The organism is Streptomyces sp. NPDC087859, from assembly GCF_044742595.1.
Lineage (GTDB): Bacteria > Actinomycetota > Actinomycetes > Streptomycetales > Streptomycetaceae > Streptomyces > Streptomyces canus_F.
Genome location: NZ_JBIUUU010000008.1, coordinates 140,757 through 159,224 on the forward strand (window position 1 = coordinate 140,757; position 18,468 = coordinate 159,224).

The window sequence follows — 18,468 nt, forward strand, 5'->3', positions numbered from 1 at the left end:
AATGGCAATTCACCATACCGGTGAATTGCCATTCACCCAAGAGATCAATTCGCTACTTCCGCTCGCTCAGAGCCCGGGTGTGAGCGCTGCGCGCGATCTTCGGACCCAGCCAGCGCTTGAGCCGCCGCAGCGCTTCGAGCTGCCCCGCGGCCTTGTCGAGCCGGTAGTACAGCTGGGGCGGGACATAGGGCAGCAGGGGCGAGTGACGCTGGCCGAGCAGGGCGAACATCTGCTGCGGGGGCAGGTGGATGTAGCGCGGGAGGTTCTCGTACCACTGGGCGCTGTAGCGGGCGGCACTCTGGACGGAGAGGAGCTCGGCCTTGCGCTGCCGCTCGTAGCGGGCGAGGGCCTGCGGGAGCTCGGTGTGCTCACGGAGCGCCGCGGCCAGGGCGATGGCGTCCTCGAGGGCGAGGGTGGTGCCGGCGCCGATGGAGTAGTGGGTGGTGTGGGCGGCGTCGCCGATGAGGACGAGGTTGCCGCGGGACCAGGTGCGGTTGGTGAGGGTGCGGAAGTTGAGCCACTGGGCGCCGCCGTCGGCACCGGGGCGGCCGATGAGGGAGTGGCCGTCCAGGACGTCGGCGAAGAGCTTCTCCAGCAGGGTCAGACCCTCGGCCTCGTCCGCGCGGTCGAGGCCGAGGCCCGACCAGGTCTCCGGGGCGCATTCGATGACGCAGGTGCTGCGGTCGGGGCCGAAGCCATAGCCGTAGCACCAGATCCAGCCGTGGTCGGTCTCGACGAAACCGAAGGTGAAGGCGTCGAAGACCTTGGTGGTGCCGAGCCAGGCGTAGTGGTTGCGGCCTGCCCTGACCTCGGTGCCGAAGTGGTCGGCGTGGGCGGTGCGCAGCGCGCTGTGGACGCCGTCGCCGGCCACGACCAGGTCGGCGTCGGGCAGGTTCTCCGGGGTGACCGCGTGCTCGAACTCCAGCCGTACACCGAGCTCGCGGGCGCGGGTGGCGAGGAGCTCCAGGAAGCGGTGGCGGCCGATGCCGTGCCCTTCGTCGCCGCGGTGGCGGGTCGTCAGGTCCCGCACATGGGCGACGCCGTCGTTCCAGCGAACCGAGTGCTCCTCGACGGCCCGCGCGGTCTCGGGGTCGTGCTCGTGGAGCTTGTCGAGCAGACCACTCCAGTAGGTGACGCCCCAGCCGTAGGTCGAGCCCTCCGGATCGCGCTCGTAGACGGTGATGTCGTGGGACGGGTCCTGCCGTTTCAGCAGGATCGACAGATACAGGCCGGCGGGCCCGCCACCGACGCAGGCGACCTTCACGCGCACCCCAGGAATTACTCAAAGCGGTCAGTTGACGACGCAGAGTAGCAGGCGATTGCGCCAGTTTCTCCAGGTGAGCCAGGCCACCGACGGCACACCCGTCCGCCAAGGACCACCCGAAACACGGCCCCCAGCAGAAGGAATTTCCCGTTCCGGCCCGCCACGGGTCCCGCCGGAGCAAGATCATCTTCGTTCAACGTTGCACGACATGTTGGTAATTGTCCGGATCGTAGCCAACCGGTGCCGAGGGATTTCTCCCGCTCTCCGCGGGGCCGATAGGCATGCGGAGTCGCCCACCACCGGAAGGACTCCCATGCCTGAACTGACCCGGCGCCGCGCACTCACCGCCGCGGCCGCCCTCGCCACCACGGTCGCCGTCGCGCCCCGAGCCGCCGCCCACGACCACTCCCCCGAGGCCTTCGACGAGGTCTACAAGGGCCGCCGCATCCAGGGCCGCCCCGCCGCCGCGGGCGGTCACCACCACGGCACCGGATACGCCGTGTTCGTCGACGGCGCGGAACTGCACGTGATGCGGAACGCCGACGGCACCTGGATCAGCGTCGTCAGCCACTACGACCCGGTGCCGACGCCGAAGGCCGCCGCACGGGCCGCCGTCGACGAGCTGCGGGGCGCACGACTCGTCCCCTTCCCCGCCAACTGACCTGTTCCGCACGCACCTTGGAGTACCGCACATGACCGTCCGCAAGAACCAGGCGAGCCTGAGCGCCGACGAGAAGCGACGCTTCGTCGCCGCCGTCCTGGAGCTGAAGCGCAGCGGCCGCTACGACGCCTTCGTCACCACGCACAACGCCTTCATCATGTCCGACACCGACAACAGCGAGCGTACGGGCCACCGTTCACCGTCGTTCCTGCCCTGGCACCGCAGATACCTCCTCGAGTTCGAGCGGGCCCTGCAGTCGGTGGACGCGTCGGTGGCGCTCCCGTACTGGGACTGGTCCACCGACCGCTCCCCGCGCGCCTCGCTGTGGGCGCCGGACTTCCTCGGCGGCACCGGCCGCAGCCGGGACGGCCAGGTGATGGACGGGCCGTTCGCCGCGTCGGCCGGCAACTGGCCCATATCCGTACGGGTGGACGCCCGTGCGTTCCTGCGCCGCTCGCTCGGCACATCGGTGCGCGAACTGCCGACGCGGGCGGAGGTCGACTCCGTGCTGGCCATGTCGACGTACGACATGGCGCCCTGGAACAGCGCCTCGGACGGCTTCCGCAACCACCTCGAAGGGTGGCGCGGGGTCAATCTGCACAACCGGGTCCATGTCTGGGTCGGCGGCCAGATGGCGACCGGGGTCTCCCCCAACGACCCGGTGTTCTGGCTGCACCACGCCTATGTCGACAAGCTGTGGGCCGAGTGGCAGCGCAGGCACCCGGACTCGGGGTATCTGCCCGCCGCCGGGACGCGGGACGTGGTCGACCTGGACGAGACGATGAAGCCGTGGAACGACGTACGTCCGGCGGACCTGCTGGACCACCGGGCGCACTACACGTTCGACACGGACTGATCAGGCGTCCGCCGTGCGGCACTCCGGGTGGCCCCAGCCCTGCGCGTTCTTCGCGATGTCCGCGCCGGCCGCGTAGGGGCGGCCGCACAGACAGCGGCCGGGGAACTTGGCCTTGATGGTACGAGACCCCGAGGACGCCGAGGAGGCCGAACCGCCGCTGCGCCGGGGCGACTTGGCCTTGGCGGGGCGGGAGGCCTTCGGGGTGTCGGGCGAGGGCGGCGGCTCGGGCGAGCCCTGGTCGCTGCCCGCGGGCTCCTGGACGATGGCGGCCTGGCTGGCGGCGCGGTCCGCGAAGTCGTTGAGACGGTCGCCGTCGACCTGGTGGGCGGGGACATATCGGAAGTCGACCTTGCGGCCGTCGAGCAGTTCGTCGATCCGGACGACCAGGTCCTGGTTGGCGACGGGCTTGCCGGCGGCCGTCTTCCAGCCGTTGCGCTTCCAGCCGGGCAGCCAGGTGGTGACGGCCTTCATGGCGTACTGGGAGTCCATCCGGATCTCCAGCGGCACGTCCGGCTCGACCGCCGTCAACAGGCGTTCCAGCGCGGTGAGTTCCGCGACGTTGTTGGTGGCCGTGCCGAGCGGCCCCGCCTCCCAGCGGGCCGGGGTCTCCGTGTCGTCCGCGACGACCCAGGCCCAGCCGGCCGGTCCGGGGTTTCCCTTCGAAGCGCCGTCGCAAGCGGCCACCACACGTTCACGCATGGCCCCGATCATGCCACGGAGGGGCGGGGCGCCCGGCCACCGGTCCTCAGAGCTCGGAGATCTTCGGCATCTCACCCTCGGTCGTGCTCAGGTCGATCACCGAGAAGCTCGCGCCCTGCGGGTCGCTCAGCGCGGCGAACCGGCCGAAGGGGCTGGACATCGGCCCGAAGCGCAGGACGCCACCGAGCTTGGTGGCCTTGGCGACGGCGTCGTCGCAGTCGGACACGGCGAAGTAGACGTTGACGTACGACGGGACCTCGGGCGGGAAGTCGTCCGTCATCTTCATCCGGCCGAGGACGGTGTTCTCGCCGATGTCGAAGATGCGGAAGTCGATCGCGTCGTCCTCCATCTGCTTCGCGCGGTACGGGAAGACGGCCGTGAGGAACTCGTCCGTCTTCGCCGGCTCGCGGGTGAAGACCTCCGCCCAGGCGTACGCCCCCGGCTCGCCGATCGCCTCGAAGCCCTCGTGCTGTCCGGCCTGCCAGACGCCGAAGACGGCGCCGCTCGGGTCGCGGCCCAGGCACATGGTGCCGAAGTCGCCGACCGCCATGGGCTCCATCAGTACTTCGCCGCCGTTGTCACGGATCTTGGCGGCGGTGGCCGCGGCGTCCGGGCTCGCGAGGTACAGGCACCACTGCGACTGGCCCTCCTGGCCCGGCATGGGCGGGACGACGGCGGCGACGGCCTTGCCGTTCGAGTAGGCCTGGGTGTAGTTGCCGTACTCCGACGACGCCTCGCCGAAGGTCCAGCCCAGGACGTCGCCGTAGAAGCTCTTGGCTCCCTCGACGTCACTGAACATCGCATCGGCCCAACAGGGGGTTCCCTCAGGTTGTACGGCCATGACTGCGGCCCTCTCCGGTTCGGTGGTGGGTCCGGCTCCTCACGCTAGCCACCCCGCCGCCGGGACGCGCGCCGAGCGGTTCGGTCCGTTTCGGGTGGGAAAAGGGGGCCGTCACGGAGACGGTAGGAGCCCGGACACCGCCTCGGCCATGGTGGCGGAAGGATTCAGCACGTCCGCCGTGCCGTTCGCGCGCAGCAACCGCAGCTGAGCGGTGTCACACAGAAGGGCGAATCCGCACCCCGCCCCGATGACACGGCGCCGCAGGCGCAGCACCACGTTGAGGCCGGCCGAGTCGATGAAGGTGACCGGGCGCAGGTCGACGACATAGCCCGGGGCGGCCACCGCCGCCAGGGAGTCGAACCAGAGGCTCAGGTGGGCGGCGGAGGCAAGGTCGATGTCGCCGTGCAGTTCGGCGACCAGCAGTCCGGTCTCCGTACGCAGCAGCGCGTGCTCGCCGGCCGGGGGCCAGGCGGCCGCGCCGACGGGCTCCAGGATGGTGTCGTGCAAGCCGTCCGTCCCCGTTCCGTACCTGCCGCGCGTTCCGGCACGGGCGCGTGCGGTGACTTCGTCATCCCCGCACCGCAGGCACCCGCGCCGGAACTCCCCCTTGCGGCTCCCCCTTGAACCGTGTGCATGCACTGTTCTACCTTCACCACATGGTCGGGGCATCAACGCCCGCTCGTCGGTTGCACAACGAGCGGACGGCAGTTGGGCCAGGTGATGCGGCATGCGTCCGCACCTCGCCCTGATCGAGGACGACTCCGATTTCGCACTGATGTGCCGTTCCTATCTGGAACGGGCGGGCTTCACCGTCACCTGGGCCATGGACGCCCGCGCCGGAAAGTCCACGCTGTACGAGGGCGGCGTCGATCTGGCCGTCCTCGACCTGGGCCTTCCCGACGGCAGCGGACTGGAACTGCTGCGAGCGCTGCGCTCCACGAGCCGCCTCCCGGTCATCGTGGTCACCGGCCGCGGCGCGGAGGCCGACCGGGTGGCGGGACTGGAGATCGGCGCCGACGACTACCTCGTCAAACCGTTCTCGCAGCGCGAGCTGGTGGCCCGGATCCGCGCGGTACTGCGCCGCTCGCAGCCGCCGGAGACTCCGACCGTGCTCCAGATCGGCTCCCTCCGGGTCGACACGGCCGCCCGCCAGGCCTCCTCCGAGGGCTTCCTGCTGACGCTGCGGCCCAAGGAGTACGCCCTGCTGGAGCTGCTGGCCGCCGCGCCCGGCCGGGTCTTCTCGGCGGAACAGCTCCTCGAGCGGATCTGGGGCGCCTCCTGGCAGCAGCCCGCGACCGTGATCGAGCACGTCTACCGGCTGCGCGGCAAACTCGCCCGGCTGCCCGCGCCCGCCCCGCGGATCACCACCGTCCGAGGCTACGGCTACCGACTCGACCCCTGAGAGCGACGCATGGCCGACGCCCCGGACTTCCGGCGCCTGTTCGACGCCGTCCTGTCCCCCCTGCTGGTCCTCACCCCCGACTTCACCATCGTCGAGGTCAACCGCGCGTACCTCACGGCCACCCGCACCGAACGCGCCATCGTCGGGCGTCCCGTCTTCGACGTGTTCCCCGACAACCCCGACGATCCGTCGGCCGACGGCGTCGCCAATCTGCGCCGCTCCCTGGAAGCCGTGGTCGCCACCGGTCGTACCGACACCATGGCGCTCCAGCGCTACGACATCCCCGCGGAGGACGGCGGCTTCGCCGAGCGCTACTGGAGCCCGGTGAACTCGCCCGTCCTGGACGCCGAGGGGGAGCTGTCGTACATCATCCACCGGGTCGAGGACGTCACGGAGTTCGTGCATGTGCGCCACGTGGGGCGGGAGCAGCAACGGGTGGCCGCCGAGGCGCAGATGCGTGCGGAGGGCATGGAGATCGACCTGTTCGTACGGGCCCGGGAGATCCGCGAGGTCAACGAGCAGCTCCAGCGCGCCAACGCCGAACTGGACGCGGCGGGGCGGCGGTCGCGGGAGGAGCAGGAGGCCAAGGACCGGTTCATCGCGACGCTCTCGCACGAGCTGCGCAACCCGCTCGCGGCGGCCACCGCGGCCACCGAGCTGCTGGCCCTCGACATGCCCGAGGGCCATCCGGCGCTGTCCGTGCTGGAACGGCAGCTGGGCACGCTGGTACGGATGAGCAACGACCTGCTGGACGGCACACGAGCGGTGACGGGGCGGCTGGAGCTGGTGCGGGAGCGGGTCGACATCCGGTCCGTCGTCGAGAGCGCGTGTGCCGACATCCGCCATCTGTTCGGGCACGAGGGACGCAAGCTCGACGTCGGTGTGCCGGGCGAGCCGGTGATCGTGGACGGCGACCGGCTGCGGCTGGCGCAGGTGCTGACCAACCTGCTGTCGAACGCGCTCAAGTACACGTCACCGGGCGGGCACACCGAGGTCGCCCTGGGCATCGAGGGCGACCGGGCCCGGCTCACCGTGCGGGACGACGGGATCGGTTTTCCGCCCGGTCAGGCCGAGGACCTGTTCGGGGTGTTCATGCGCGCGGCGCCGGCCGGGCCCGACACACCGGAGGGGCTGGGGCTGGGCCTCGCGGTCGCCCGCACCGTGGCGGAGCTGCACGGGGGCCGGGTCTCCGCGCACAGCGAAGGGCCGGGACGGGGCGCCGAGTTCACCGTGACGCTGCCGATCGCCGACTCCGGCGCGCCCGAACCGGCCCGAGCGGTGGTGGTGCGTCCGGCCAGGCGGCAGCTGTCCGTCCTGATCGTGGAGGACAACGCGGATCTCGCCCTGACCTACCGCACCCTGCTCCAGCGGCAGGGCCACCACGTCACGGCGGTGCACAGCGGCACCGACGCACTCACCGCCACCGAGGACCGCCTCTTCGACGTCGTGCTCTGCGACCTCGGTCTGCCCGACATCGACGGCTACACGGTCGCCCGCACGATCAGGACCCGGCCGCACGGCGAGCGGTTGCGGCTGATCGCGGTGTCCGGTTTCAGCCAGGGCAGCGACCGCACCAGATCCCGGGCGGCCGGTTTCGACGCACATCTGGCCAAGCCGTTGCCGTTGAACGACCTCATCGACCTCCTGGAGCGCTTCGACGAGCCATGACCGGCACATGTCTTCCGCCCGGTGCCCCGCTGTGCTTGCCTGGGGAGCCGTTTTTCGGTGCCCGGGGCGGGAGTTGCTGCATGCGGAAGCCGTGGATCGTGGGGATGGTGCTGGCCGGAGTGCTGCTCGGGGCGTGCTCGGACCCGGCGTCCGGGCCCGAGGCGGCCCCGTCGTCCGTCGCGCCGCCCAAGCCGGCCGGCACGACGCAGCAGCAGGCCGCCGGCAGTCCCGGTGCCCCGGCGAAGGCTCCGGTGGTGCTGTATCTCGGGGACTCGCTGGCGATGGAGGCCCAGAAGGTGGTCGGGCAGGAGCTCCGCCGGGACCTGCGTGCCGAGTACACGGGCAAGCCGTACTCCGGGACGACGGTGTGCGACTACCTGGAGGGCACCGGCGCCAAGTCCCTCGTCCCGGACCGGGACAAGGCGGCCGCCCTGGTGCGCTCGCTGCGGCCGGACTTCGTGGTGCTCCAGTTCTGGGGCAACGCGTGGGGCTACACGTGGTGCATGGACGGCATCACCCACGCCGAGACGCCGACGACGTACTTCAAGCGGTACCGGGCCGACATGGCCCGTCTGACCGAGCAGATCGCGACGGCGGGCGGCGCCCATCGGCCCCGGATCGTGTGGGTGGCGCAGGGCCCGGACCCGATCACCCCCGACCGGGTCCGGCGCGTGAACGAGCTCTACGCGCGGCAGGCCGCCGCCTCGGGCGACCTCGTCGCCGACGCGGGAGCCAAGGTGAGTGCGGCCGGGGCCCGATACACCTGGGTCCAGTACCTGCCGTGCACCGCCTACGAGCGCGAGCACTCCGCGTACTGCACCCAGCCGGGCCGGGACCGGACCGCCCTCCACCTCGACAAGGACTATCTGCACTTCTGTCTGGCGCCCACCACGTCCACCCCGAAGCCCTGTCCGGTCCGCTCCCCCGGCATCCTGCGGATCGCCCGGGAGATCACCCGGGTGATCGGCCGGACGCCCGTCGACTGACCCTCACTCGCCCGCGTAGGCCCTCTCCAGCGCGGCGATGTCGAACTTGCCCATCGCCATGAACGCCTCGGTCACGCGGGCCGCCTTCGCCGGGTCCGGGTCGGTGACCATGGCTTGCAGCGTGTCGGGGACGACCTGCCAGGACAGTCCGTACCTGTCCTTGAGCCAGCCGCAGGGGCCGGGCTCGCCGCCCTCGGTGAGCTTGGTCCAGTAGTAGTCGATCTCCTCCTGGTTCTCGCAGAAGATCATGAAGGAGGTCGCCTCGGTGAACTTGAACTGAGGGCCGCCGTTGAGCCCGAGGAACTTGTGGCCGTTGGCCGTGAACTCGACGGTCATCACCGTGCCGGCGGGCTGCATCGCCCCCTCGGGGTACCGGGCGACCTCGCCGACACTGGAGTTCTTGAAGACCGAGACGTAGAAGTGGGCGGCCTCCTCGGCCTGGCCGTCGAACCAGAGACACGTGGTGAAACCGTCGGTTGCCATGAGTACCTCCTGGGCGTGCGGATCGATGTCACCTGTGTCGACCGATCCTCGCCGCGAAACTCATCGGTCGCGTGGCCGGTTAATCCAGGTGGCCGGTACACGGTTCGGAACTAGCATCCGGGTCATGACGTCTTCGCCCGCCGACAGCGGCCTTCACCCCTTCCGTATCGACATACCGCAGGCCGACCTCGACGACCTCCATGACCGCCTCGACCGGGTCCGGTGGCCAGACGAGCTGCCCGGGGTGGGCTGGGCGTACGGCGTGCCGGAGGGCTATCTGCGCGAGCTGGTGCGGTACTGGCGGCACGAGTACGACTGGCGGGCGGCCGAGGCGCGGCTGAACGAGTGGCCGCAGTTCACGACCGAGATCGACGGCGCCCATGTGCACTTCGCGCACATCCGCTCCCCCGAGCCCGATGCCACCCCGCTGATCATCACCCACGGCTGGCCGGGGTCGATCGTCGAATTCCTCGACGTCGTCGGCCCGTTGACGGATCCGGCCGCGTACGGCGGCGATCCCGCCGACGCCTTCCATCTCGTGGTGCCGAGCATTCCCGGCTTCGGTTTCTCCGGGCCGACCCGGGAAACCGGCTGGGAGGCGCGCCGGATCGCCGACGCGTGGGCCGAGCTGATGACACGCCTCGGCTACGACCGGTTCGGCGCCCAGGGCGGCGACTGGGGCGCGGGCATCTCCCGCGAGCTGGGCCGTGTCCATCCCGACCGGGTGATCGGCATCCACCTCAATCTGCTGCCCGGCGCGCAGGCGGCCACGGAACCGACCGAGGAGGAGCTTCAGGCACTGAGCCCCGAGGAGCGGGAGCGGACCCTGCTCTCATGGCGCAAGTGGGACGCGTGGTTCCGCGACGGCGTGGGCTACTTCCACCTCCAGTCCACCCGGCCGCAGACCCTCTCGTACGCGCTCACCGACTCGCCGGTCGGCCAACTCGCCTGGATCGTCGAGAAGTTCCAGGAGTGGACGGACTCCGAGGAACTGCCCGAGGAGGCCGTCGACCGGGACCTGATGCTCACCAACGTGATGCTGTACTGGCTGACCGGCACCGCGGGCTCCTCCGCCCGGGTCTACTACGAGCGCGCCCACGCCAAGGGCGACCGGATCGCCGCCCAGCACAAGCCCTCGACCGCCCCGACCGCGGTGGCCTCCTTCCCCGGCGACCCGCAGATCCCGCTGCGCCACAAGGCCGAGCGGACCGAGAACATCGTGCGCTGGACCGAGCTCGACCGGGGCGGCCACTTCGCCGCGATGGAGGAGCCCGACCTGCTGGTGGACGACGTACGGGCCTTCTTCCGACAGTTGCGCGAGAAGGGCTGACACCCGCGGTGGCAGCGGCGCTCTGCCCTCGGCGAATCTGCCGCGGGCAGAGAACGGGCTGAAGGACGTCGTCCGAGGTCAAGAGTGGAGTCGACGGCATCCCCGCCACCACGAGGAGAACCGATGACTCCACTCACCACGCTCACCCCGCGGGCGGAGGAGGGCGACACCGCGCCCTCCCGCTTCGACGACCAGCTGGCCGCCCAACTGCTCGGACAGCGCATCGTCCTGCTCGGCACCCAGGTCGACGAGGTCTCCGCGAACCGGGTCTGCTCCCAGCTGCTGATCCTGTCCGCGGAGGACCCGCGCACCGACATCAGCCTGTACATCAACAGCCCGGGCGGCTCGGTGTACGCGGGCCTCGCCATCTACGACACGATGCGGCTCATCCCCAACGACGTGTCGACGCTCGCCATGGGTTTCGCGGCGAGCATGGGCCAGTTCCTGCTCTGCGGCGGCGCTCCCGGCAAGCGGTACGCCCTGCCGAACGCGCGGATCATGATGCACCAGGGGTCGGCGGGCATCGGCGGGACCACGGCCGACATCGAGATCCAGGCGGAGAACCTGGACCACAGCAAGCGGACCATGGAACGGCTGCTCGCCGAGAACACCGGCCAGACGCCGGAGACCATCGCCCGGGACGGCGACCGCGACCGCTGGTACACGGCCGAGCAGGCCAGGCAGTACGGAATGGTGGACCAGGTCGTGGAGTCGCTCGCCGACGTCCGCCCGGCCGCCTCGAAGCGACGGATGGGGCTGTGACATGGGGAACTACACGATTCCGTACGTCGTCGAGCGGACCGCGAACGGTGAGCGGTCCTCGGACGTCTTCAGCCGGTTGCTGTCGGAGCGGATCATCTTCCTCGGCACCGAGATCGACGACGGGGTGGCCAACGTCATCATCGCGCAACTCCTCCATCTGGAGTCTTCGGCGCCGGACAACGAGATCGCGATCTACATCAACTCCCCTGGCGGCTCGTTCACTTCACTCATGGCGATCTACGACACGATGACGTACGTGCAGGCGCCGATCTCGACGTTCTGCGTCGGACAGGCGGCGTCCACGGCGGCCGTGCTGCTGGCCGGCGGGGATCCCGGGCGGCGGTTCGTGCTGGAACACGCGCGGGTGCTGCTCGGTCAGCCGGCCAGCGGCGGCAGCCGGGGCGCGATCTCCGATCTCGCTCTCCAGGCCAAGGAGATGATGCGGATCCGCTCCCAGGTCGAGGAGGTACTGGCCCGCCACACCCACCACGACGTGGAGACGCTGCGCGCGGACATGGACCGCGACAAGGTGTTCACCGCCGAGGAGGCGGTGGCGTACGGGCTGGCGGACGAGGTGGTGAGCCGGCGCCTCGTGGGGGTGTGAGGCGCCGGTTTCCGCTCAGGCGGCCAGGCAGAGGCCGTCGTACGACGAACCGGGCGCCGTCCTGCGGCTGCCGGCCGCGTGCCGACTGGTGATCCGGACGAGTTCGCCCTGGGCCCGTCCGAGCAGGTCACCGAGACCCATTCCGAGGGCGTGGGCGGCGGCCGCGAGGACCTCCGACGAGGCCTCCTTGCGGCCCCGCTCCACCTCGGAGAGGTACGGCATGGAGATACGCGCCTCATCGGCCACGTCCTTCAACGTGCGCTCCTGGGCGAGCCGTTCACGGCGCAGGACGTCGCCGACCAGGTCACGCAGCAAAGGCTCCTTGGGAGGCGGTGCGGCGGCAGGGCGGGCGGTCCCCGGGCGCAGGGGGATGACGCGGGCTTGGTTCGTCGCTTCTTCGCTCACCTCTTCAGCCTAGAAGCCGTGGACCACAGCGGAAGGGATCAGGAGGGGATCAGGATTCTGCTCTGGGTGGAATGAACGGAGGCGTGTGATATAGGTCACAACGGCAAGCGTCCGTCGCACGCCACACGTGCCCGCCACTTCCTGGTTTCCCGATTCCGGACACGCCACGGGCATGCGCCGTCACTCACCGGGTAGGCGCCAGAGAGACTGCCCGCGGGTCATCCGCTGGTCAGCGGCGGACACATGCATATGTCCTCGCGATCCGGGTACCCGAGGGACCGCGAAGCACAGTCTCGGAAAACAACCGAGGCTGAAGAGGCTGACGTCAAGCCGTGACTTGCGTGGGAGAGGTACATGGACACCGCCGTGATCCGGTCGGAGGCACAGGTCGTGGAGAAGACCGCCGTGGCCAGCACGGGTGAGACATCACTGCCAGGAGTCGTGGACCCCCGGAGCGTGGCTCCGCGTGACGCGCGGGCACTGTCGCGCCAGTTCTTCCAGCGCCTGAGCGAGCTCGAAGAAGGCACGCACGAATACCAGTACGCGCGCAACACGCTCATCGAGATGAACATGTCCCTCGTGCGCTTCGCCGCCGGCCGGTTCCGCGGCCGCGGCGACGACATGGAGGACATCGTCCAGACCGGCATGATCGGCCTGATCAAGGCCATCGACCGGTTCGACCTGACGCGGGAGGTCGAGTTCACCTCCTTCGCCCTGCCGTACATCGTCGGCGAGATCAAGCGGTTCTTCCGTGACACCACCTGGGCGGTGCACGTGCCGCGCAGGCTCCAGGAGCTGCGGGTCGAGCTGGCCAAGGCACGTGAGGAGCTGGCCAGTAGGCTGGACCGGGAGCCGACGGTGGCCGAACTCGCCACCCTGATGAACATCGGCGAGTCCGAGGTGATCGAGGCGCAGATCGCCTCGAACGGCTACAACTCCTCGTCGCTCGACGCCGCACTCACCGGGGACGGGCCCGAGAACGGCGAGTCGGTCCTGGCCGACTTCATCGGGGTGGAGGAGTACGGACTGCGCCTCGTCGAGGACTTCCAGTCGCTCGCCCCGCTGATGGCCGAACTCAGCGAGCGCGACCGGCAGATCCTTCATCTGCGGTTCGTGGAAGAGGCCACCCAGGCGGAGATCGGTGAACAGCTGGGCTGCTCGCAGATGCATGTGTCCCGGCTGATCAAGCGGATCATCACACGGCTGCGTACGGGCATGCTGGGCGAGCTGGGCTGCGCCTGACCTGAGACGAGACCTGACCTGAGACGAGAGGTGACCGCCGGAGGTGTCTCCGGCGGTCATTCCGTCTCGAGGCGCAGGACGGCGCTCACTCTCTTCCCGACCGGCACCCGCTCCGCGCTGACCTCGGCCGCCAGCGCGTGCACGATCTCCAGGCCGTGCCGGCCGACCCGCTGGGGGTCCTTGGGGAAGCGCAGGGGCAGCGCCGCGCTGCTGTCGTAGACGGACACGGTGACGACCGCGTCCGTACCCTCCAGGTCGAGGATGTACGGCCCGTTGCTGTGCCGGTCCGCGTTGGTGATCAGCTCGCTCACCACCAGAAGCACCTCGCCGTCGGCCCGGTCCCCGATCTCGGCGCACCACTCGGTCCTGAGCTGCTCGAGGAAGTGCGCGGCGAAGTTGCGCGCCTCGGCGATGCATCCCGGTTCGCCGGTGAAGTGAGCCGCCCGCCGTAGGGGATCCACGGGCACGTCGAAACCAGTCGGTATCACTGCCCCGTCCAGGTGCTCGATCATGCGTTCTCTCTCGGAAGGCCGGACTGGCCGGACGCCTGCTGCACCAGTGCTCGTACCCCGAGCGCGGCTCCGCAGTCCCCATAACGGGTCGTGTCGGTCACATGGCCGGTGACGTCACCGCGGACTCGTCGGCACTCTACGTGGACCCCGACTCCGTCGGCGTGCCGAATGTCAGTGGAGGCGGGGGCGCAGAGGTGTCCGTCGACGGTCCTTCCTCTTCGGTCGTCCCGGGGTCCGACGTGGGCGGCTCGGGGCTCGGCGGCGACGAGGACGGGGCGGTCGACGTGGGTGGGCACGGCGTCGCTGTCGCCGAGTCGGAGGGGGTGCCCGTGGGCGTTCCGGAGGGGGTGCCGGTGGCGGTGGTGAGGCACGGTGCCGGGGAGGAGGGCGAGGTGGGCGGCGAGGTCGGCGTCGTCGGCGCGGTCGGCGTGATCACGCTCTCGGACGGGGAGACCAGGTTCGCCGGCGGCTCGGTCGGCTTGTCCTTGTGACCCGTGTCGCCGCGGTGGCGGGCGATCCAGTCGTCGGATTCATCGTCGTAGATCACGAAGATGTTGATGACGGTCACCGAGGGCGCGACCACCACGACGTTCGAGGGCCGGTAGGACGACCATGTGTCGCCGGTCTGCTTCGGGGTGCTCTGCTGGGCGACCGGTGGGGTCAGGGGGTTGCCGCACGCGCAGCGCACCCGGGGTACGCCGCGGTCGTCGACCAGGACGGCGGTGCCGGACTGGAGGACGGCCTGGTAACTGGTGGCGCGTCCGTCCCGGTAGCCGTGGTTGGTGACGCGGGTGTCCATGCGCAGCTGGACCGGGGTGAGCGAGCGCAGGTAGGCGGGGACGCCGGACGGCTGGACCCCGGCGACCGAGGCGAAGGCCTGGTTGACCGGCGGGTTCGCCTGGAGGGCCTTGATCTGGCGCTCCACGTCGCAGCTGGCCACGTTGCGGGTGCCTCCGTAGAGACCGGGGGCGCTGCCGTCGACGCCCCGTACCGCGTTCGCGGAGGGCGACTCGGTGGCCGGGGAGGCGGAGGCGGGTGCGGCGGAGCTGTCGGTCGCCGTCGACTCGGTGAAGGGGTCGGGTCCGCTCTTGGCGGCGGCCTGGAGGAAGACCTCGCCGTTCGCGCTCTTGCCGGAGCCGCCGTCGGAGCGGCTGAAGACGAGGCCCAGGATCACGGCGGCCACGACCGCGGTGGCGATCAGGGCGATACGGGGCACGGAACGCCACCAGGGGCGGTGCGGCTCCGGCGGGGGCTCTCCCCCACCGCTGCCCGGGGGCTGTGACGGTGGCCCCGAAGGCGGCTGGGAGGGGCCCGACAACGGACCGGAGGGCGGTCCTGTGGGCCGGCCGGAGGACGGCGGTTCGACGCTCACGAGCCCTTCTTCCCGACGTGGAACTCCTGCGGCTTTTGTGCATTTACCGCGCTTTTATCCACGCCCCTTCCATTGTGTGCTCCGGTGCCGTGCCGCTCGCAAGCCGACGCGGACGGCCCTCTCGGCGGGCGGGGCCCCCGGGCCCTGCTTAGCGTGGCAGGGTGAGCCCGCGAACCCGCTCCGACCAGGCCATCGCCCCGCACGGCTGGGTACAGGCCCTCCTCGCGGTCCTGTCCGCACTGATCGCCATGGGCGTCACCGCGGCCCTGGGACTGTGGGCGGCCGGGGCGACGGACCTTCCCGACGGCGCGTTCCCCCGGGTCGTGGCGGCGACGGTGGTCACCGCGGTCGGCGGCACGATCGAGCTCTCCGGGAACGCCGGCGGACTGGCCGACACCCAGGCGGGCCTCACCGTGATCCCGTTGTCCGTCACGCTCGCCGGGGCACTGGTGATCGCCGCGGGCTTCCTGCGGCCGCTGCGGCACCGGGCGGTCACGGGCGCCGGGGAACTGGCCGGCTGGGCCGCCAGGGTCGCCGTGCTGTGGCTGCTCGCGCTGCTCGCGCTGGCCCTCGGCGCCCGGCAGACCTTCCAGCTCTCGCTCGGCGACGGCACGCTCTCCGACCTGGGCGACACGTTCGGCGTCTCGCCGAAGGTCGGCTTCGAGACGGACCTGCCCCCGACGCTGTTCTTCGGGCTGCTGTGGCTGGCCGGTGTCCTGGTGCTGGCCCTGCTGGTCGCGCGCGGAGCGCCGCTCCCGGCCCGGCTGCTGCGCTTCCAGGCGACGGTACGGCCGGCGGCGTACGCGATGGTGGTCCTGCTCCTTGCCTACGTGGCCCTGGGCATCGTCATCGCCGTCGTCGTGGCGTTCACGCGCGGGCATGCGGCGGCGACCCTCGCCGTGATCCTGCTCGGCATGCCGAACCTGGTGTGGCTGGCGCTCACGATCGGCCTGGGCGCCACCTGGAACGGCCGGGTGGACGGGCCCTTCGGACTGCCGATGCCGCATGTCCTCGACGAGGTGCTGCGCGGTTCGGACACCGCCACGCTGAATCTGCGCACGCTGGCCGAGTACGACGGCCGGGTGTGGTGGCTCGTCGCCGTGGATGCGGTCCTGCTGCTGGCCGCCGCGTTCGTGATGGCGGCGCGCTCCCCCGCCCGCATGCGCGCCTGGCAGCACGCCCTGCACATGGCGGTCGCGCTCGCGCTCACGGTGCTGATGATCTGCCTTCTCGGCCGCGTCTCCGCGCACTACGGCCTGTCCGTCCTCGGCATCGGCGACCTCGGCGGCGACCTCGGCGGGGAGCTCCTCCTCGAGCCCGTACTGTGGTCCGCCGTCGGTCTCGCCGCACTGTGGGGGCTCGTGACCGGCTTCCTGGGCGCGCTCCTGGCCCGTCCGGTGCGGCGGACCGGACAGGCGAAAACAGCTGGGACCACCGACGCCGGGCGTGGCAGTGTGCGGCCATGACACTGCCGCTCGAAGACCGCCTGGCCATCACCGAGTTGATCTCCCTGCACGGCCATCTGGTCGACGACGGGCAACTCGACCGCTTCGAGGAGGTGTTCACCTCCGAGGTCGTCTACGACCTCTCCGACTACGGGCAGGGCGAGGTCGTCGGCGTCGCCGCGCTGCGGGAGGCCGCCCTGACCCTGGGCTCGGCGAATCCCGTCGCGCACCACGTCACCAACGTGGTGATCGGCGAGGCGCCGGACGGCCGGGTGCGCGTCCGGTCCAAGGGGTTGGGCATCATGGCCGACGGTTCGTGCGGGTCGGTGACGTATGACGACACGGTCGTCCGGGCCGGGGCCGGCTGGCGGGTGTCGCACCGCAAGGTGTCGCCGCGGCAGGTGCCGCTGAGCGGAACTAGCCGCCCCTGAACACCGGTCGGGCCCACGGCGGCGGCCGTTTCGGGCCCTCCTGCGACGTCTCCACGACCTTCAGGTCGACCTCCGTCGGCGCGTGAGCGCCGGAACGGGAACCGGTCGTGGCCGCGCGCAGAGCCGCGACGAAGGCGAGGCAGGAGTCGTAGCGGGCGTCGGGGCTCTTGGCGAGGCCGCGCGCGAACACGGCGTCGACGTCCGGGGCGAGGTCGGGGCGGGACTCGGTCAGCGGGGGCGGATCGTCGTACTGGTGGGCCCACAGCAGGGCCATGTCGTCGTCGCGGCGGAAGGGCGGGTGGCCGGCGAGGGATTCGTACACGACACAGGCGAAGCCGTACACGTCGCAGCGTCCGTCGACCGGCTTGCCGGAGATCTGTTCCGGCGCCACGTAGTCCAGGGTGCCCACGAACTGACCGACCGTCGTGAAGCCGGTCAGGGACAGTGACTTCTTGGTCAGGCCGAAGTCGGTGAGGTAGGAGTGTTCGGGGTGGTCGCTGTCGGTGCCGCGGGCGACCAGGATGTTGCCGGGCTTCACGTCCCGGTGGACGAGCCCGTGCTCGTGGGCGGCGTCCAGCGCCGAGGCGATCTGGGCGGCGATGCGCAGGGCGACGGCGGGCGCCAACAGGCCCCGGCGGTCCAGGAGATGACGCAGGTCGCTGCCTTCGACGTAACGCATCGCGATGTACAGGACGCCGTCCGTCTCGCCCGCCTCGAAGACGGGCACGATGTGCGGGTGGTCGATCGCGGCGGCGGCCCGGGACTCGTGGGTGAAGCGGCGGCGGAAGGTGTCGTTGCGGGCGAGTTCGGGGGCGAGGAGCTTGAGCGCCACCGTGCGGTCCAGTCGCAGGTCGCGGGCGCGGTAGACGACGGCCATGCCGCCGCGGCCGATCTCGCGCTCGATGCGGTAGCCGGCGACCTGGCGCCCGATCAGCTCGGAGGGCCGGCCGGAGAAGAGGCTCGTGTCACGGGCCATCGGGGGTCACGACCTGTGTGGGGGCGTGGTTCTCGACGGCGGCCCGGGGTGCGTCGTCCGTCGCGAAGGTGCTCAGACGGGTGCCGTCGGCGTACACCCAGCGGCCGTGCTGGGCGTCGTAGAGCCACACGGACTCGCCGTCGACCACGACTCCGACGCGCCGGCCGCGGGTACGCGCCCGGAAGGCCTCGCCGTCGAGGCCGCCCGAGGCGAGCTCCTCGACCGCGGCCCGGTAGTCGCCCAGGGTCTGCTCGGCGCGGGCCAGCAGGGGCCGTGGGTCCGCGGTCCGGGCGAGCGGGCCGTCCGCTGCGGGCGGATCCGGGGGGACGGCGACCAGGAAGCGGCCGTCGACCCAGGCCGACCAGCCGTTGGCGCACAGGACGTGTCCCCAGTCGCCGCGCCGCTCCACCAGCTGGACCGGCAGCAGCGGGTCGAGGGGAACGGTGGGCCGGGCGGGGTCGGGGGCCTCCCAGGCGGGCATGCCGTGCTGGGGGACGACGTGGGTGGGCCGGAAGCCGGGGGTCGCCAT

Annotated in this window: 21 protein-coding genes; 11 read left to right on the top strand and 10 right to left on the bottom strand. The window is 71.0% G+C overall.

The annotated features are described in order from the left end of the window. Positions 1–52 precede the first annotated feature (52 nt). Positions 53–1,264 carry an FAD-dependent monooxygenase gene (locus ACIOHP_RS20755; RefSeq protein WP_401890046.1) on the bottom strand — a complete coding sequence of 404 codons (1,212 nt, stop codon included), beginning with the start codon at positions 1,262–1,264 and terminating at the stop codon, positions 53–55. A gap of 313 nt (positions 1,265–1,577) precedes the next feature. Here ACIOHP_RS20755 and ACIOHP_RS20760 point away from each other — a divergent pair, with 313 nt between their 5' ends. Next, positions 1,578–1,925, top strand: coding sequence for a tyrosinase cofactor (locus tag ACIOHP_RS20760; protein WP_361488813.1), 348 nt, complete (start codon positions 1,578–1,580; stop codon positions 1,923–1,925). A gap of 31 nt (positions 1,926–1,956) precedes the next feature. Then, positions 1,957–2,781 (top strand): tyrosinase family protein, encoded by an 825-nt coding sequence (locus ACIOHP_RS20765; protein WP_401889434.1) that lies wholly within the window; start codon positions 1,957–1,959, stop codon positions 2,779–2,781. On the opposite strand, the gene ACIOHP_RS20770 is transcribed toward ACIOHP_RS20765, so the two are convergent. The 3 genes from ACIOHP_RS20770 to ACIOHP_RS20780 all read right to left on the bottom strand — a co-directional run bounded on the left by ACIOHP_RS20770 (position 2,782) and on the right by ACIOHP_RS20780 (position 4,828). Continuing rightward, positions 2,782–3,492: a ribonuclease H gene (locus tag ACIOHP_RS20770; protein WP_401889436.1), complete on the bottom strand. Its 711-nt coding sequence runs from the start codon at positions 3,490–3,492 to the stop codon at positions 2,782–2,784. It abuts the gene before it with no gap. A gap of 34 nt (positions 3,493–3,526) precedes the next feature. Continuing rightward, entirely contained in the window at positions 3,527–4,321 is a 795-nt protein-coding gene (locus tag ACIOHP_RS20775) for a VOC family protein (protein WP_401889439.1), read from the bottom strand. Positions 4,322–4,432: 111 nt separating this feature from the next. Then, positions 4,433–4,828, bottom strand: coding sequence for an STAS domain-containing protein (locus ACIOHP_RS20780; protein WP_401889441.1), 396 nt, complete (start codon positions 4,826–4,828; stop codon positions 4,433–4,435). A 220-nt stretch (positions 4,829–5,048) separates the two neighbouring features. Here ACIOHP_RS20780 and ACIOHP_RS20785 point away from each other — a divergent pair, with 220 nt between their 5' ends. The 3 genes from ACIOHP_RS20785 to ACIOHP_RS20795 all read left to right on the top strand — a co-directional run bounded on the left by ACIOHP_RS20785 (position 5,049) and on the right by ACIOHP_RS20795 (position 8,377). Continuing rightward, complete coding sequence (locus tag ACIOHP_RS20785) at positions 5,049–5,723, top strand: response regulator transcription factor (RefSeq protein ID WP_361488827.1); 675 nt, start codon at positions 5,049–5,051, stop codon at positions 5,721–5,723. Positions 5,724–5,732: 9 nt separating this feature from the next. Next, entirely contained in the window at positions 5,733–7,391 is a 1,659-nt protein-coding gene (locus ACIOHP_RS20790; RefSeq protein ID WP_401889444.1) for an ATP-binding protein, read from the top strand. An 80-nt stretch (positions 7,392–7,471) separates the two neighbouring features. Beyond that, complete coding sequence (locus ACIOHP_RS20795) at positions 7,472–8,377, top strand: SGNH/GDSL hydrolase family protein (RefSeq protein WP_401889446.1); 906 nt, start codon at positions 7,472–7,474, stop codon at positions 8,375–8,377. A 3-nt stretch (positions 8,378–8,380) separates the two neighbouring features. Here the strand turns inward: ACIOHP_RS20795 and ACIOHP_RS20800 are convergent, their stop codons facing one another. Beyond that, entirely contained in the window at positions 8,381–8,860 is a 480-nt protein-coding gene (locus tag ACIOHP_RS20800; RefSeq protein WP_361544465.1) for a VOC family protein, read from the bottom strand. Positions 8,861–8,984: 124 nt separating this feature from the next. Here ACIOHP_RS20800 and ACIOHP_RS20805 point away from each other — a divergent pair, with 124 nt between their 5' ends. From ACIOHP_RS20805 to ACIOHP_RS20815, 3 genes are all read left to right on the top strand, one after another. After that, positions 8,985–10,190, top strand: coding sequence for an epoxide hydrolase family protein (locus ACIOHP_RS20805; protein WP_401889449.1), 1,206 nt, complete (start codon positions 8,985–8,987; stop codon positions 10,188–10,190). 123 nt (positions 10,191–10,313) lie between these two features. Next, positions 10,314–10,952, top strand: coding sequence for an ATP-dependent Clp protease proteolytic subunit (locus tag ACIOHP_RS20810; protein ID WP_361544459.1), 639 nt, complete (start codon positions 10,314–10,316; stop codon positions 10,950–10,952). Position 10,953: 1 nt separating this feature from the next. Then, positions 10,954–11,556: a ClpP family protease gene (locus ACIOHP_RS20815; protein ID WP_266896808.1), complete on the top strand. Its 603-nt coding sequence runs from the start codon at positions 10,954–10,956 to the stop codon at positions 11,554–11,556. 15 nt (positions 11,557–11,571) lie between these two features. Here the strand turns inward: ACIOHP_RS20815 and ACIOHP_RS20820 are convergent, their stop codons facing one another. After that, the gene (locus ACIOHP_RS20820) at positions 11,572–11,961 is read right to left on the bottom strand and encodes a helix-turn-helix domain-containing protein (RefSeq protein WP_401889453.1); all 390 of its coding nucleotides are present in this window, start codon (positions 11,959–11,961) and stop codon (positions 11,572–11,574) included. 354 nt (positions 11,962–12,315) lie between these two features. Here ACIOHP_RS20820 and ACIOHP_RS20825 point away from each other — a divergent pair, with 354 nt between their 5' ends. Continuing rightward, positions 12,316–13,203, top strand: coding sequence for an RNA polymerase sigma factor SigF (locus tag ACIOHP_RS20825; RefSeq protein ID WP_361544450.1), 888 nt, complete (start codon positions 12,316–12,318; stop codon positions 13,201–13,203). A gap of 56 nt (positions 13,204–13,259) precedes the next feature. Here the strand turns inward: ACIOHP_RS20825 and ACIOHP_RS20830 are convergent, their stop codons facing one another. Both ACIOHP_RS20830 and ACIOHP_RS20835 read right to left on the bottom strand, forming a co-directional pair. Continuing rightward, positions 13,260–13,715 carry an ATP-binding protein gene (locus tag ACIOHP_RS20830; RefSeq protein WP_327715171.1) on the bottom strand — a complete coding sequence of 152 codons (456 nt, stop codon included), beginning with the start codon at positions 13,713–13,715 and terminating at the stop codon, positions 13,260–13,262. 136 nt (positions 13,716–13,851) lie between these two features. Next, positions 13,852–15,087, bottom strand: a complete 1,236-nt coding sequence (locus tag ACIOHP_RS20835) for a DUF6777 domain-containing protein (protein ID WP_401889456.1) — start codon at positions 15,085–15,087, stop codon at positions 13,852–13,854. Between the two features lie 161 nt (positions 15,088–15,248). Here ACIOHP_RS20835 and ACIOHP_RS20840 point away from each other — a divergent pair, with 161 nt between their 5' ends. Both ACIOHP_RS20840 and ACIOHP_RS20845 read left to right on the top strand, forming a co-directional pair. Next, on the top strand, positions 15,249–16,553 hold the full coding sequence (locus ACIOHP_RS20840) for a streptophobe family protein (RefSeq protein WP_401889459.1): 1,305 nt from the start codon (positions 15,249–15,251) through the stop codon (positions 16,551–16,553). Continuing rightward, positions 16,550–16,963 (top strand): nuclear transport factor 2 family protein, encoded by a 414-nt coding sequence (locus ACIOHP_RS20845; protein WP_401889462.1) that lies wholly within the window; start codon positions 16,550–16,552, stop codon positions 16,961–16,963. The genes ACIOHP_RS20840 and ACIOHP_RS20845 overlap by 4 nt, the downstream gene beginning before the upstream one ends. On the opposite strand, the gene ACIOHP_RS20850 is transcribed toward ACIOHP_RS20845, so the two are convergent. After that, positions 16,950–17,939 carry a serine/threonine-protein kinase gene (locus ACIOHP_RS20850; protein ID WP_401889465.1) on the bottom strand — a complete coding sequence of 330 codons (990 nt, stop codon included), beginning with the start codon at positions 17,937–17,939 and terminating at the stop codon, positions 16,950–16,952. The two genes, ACIOHP_RS20845 and ACIOHP_RS20850, sit on opposite strands and share 14 nt — an antisense overlap. Continuing rightward, positions 17,929–18,468 (bottom strand): hypothetical protein, encoded by a 540-nt coding sequence (locus tag ACIOHP_RS20855; RefSeq protein ID WP_401889467.1) that lies wholly within the window; start codon positions 18,466–18,468, stop codon positions 17,929–17,931. The genes ACIOHP_RS20850 and ACIOHP_RS20855 overlap by 11 nt, the downstream gene beginning before the upstream one ends.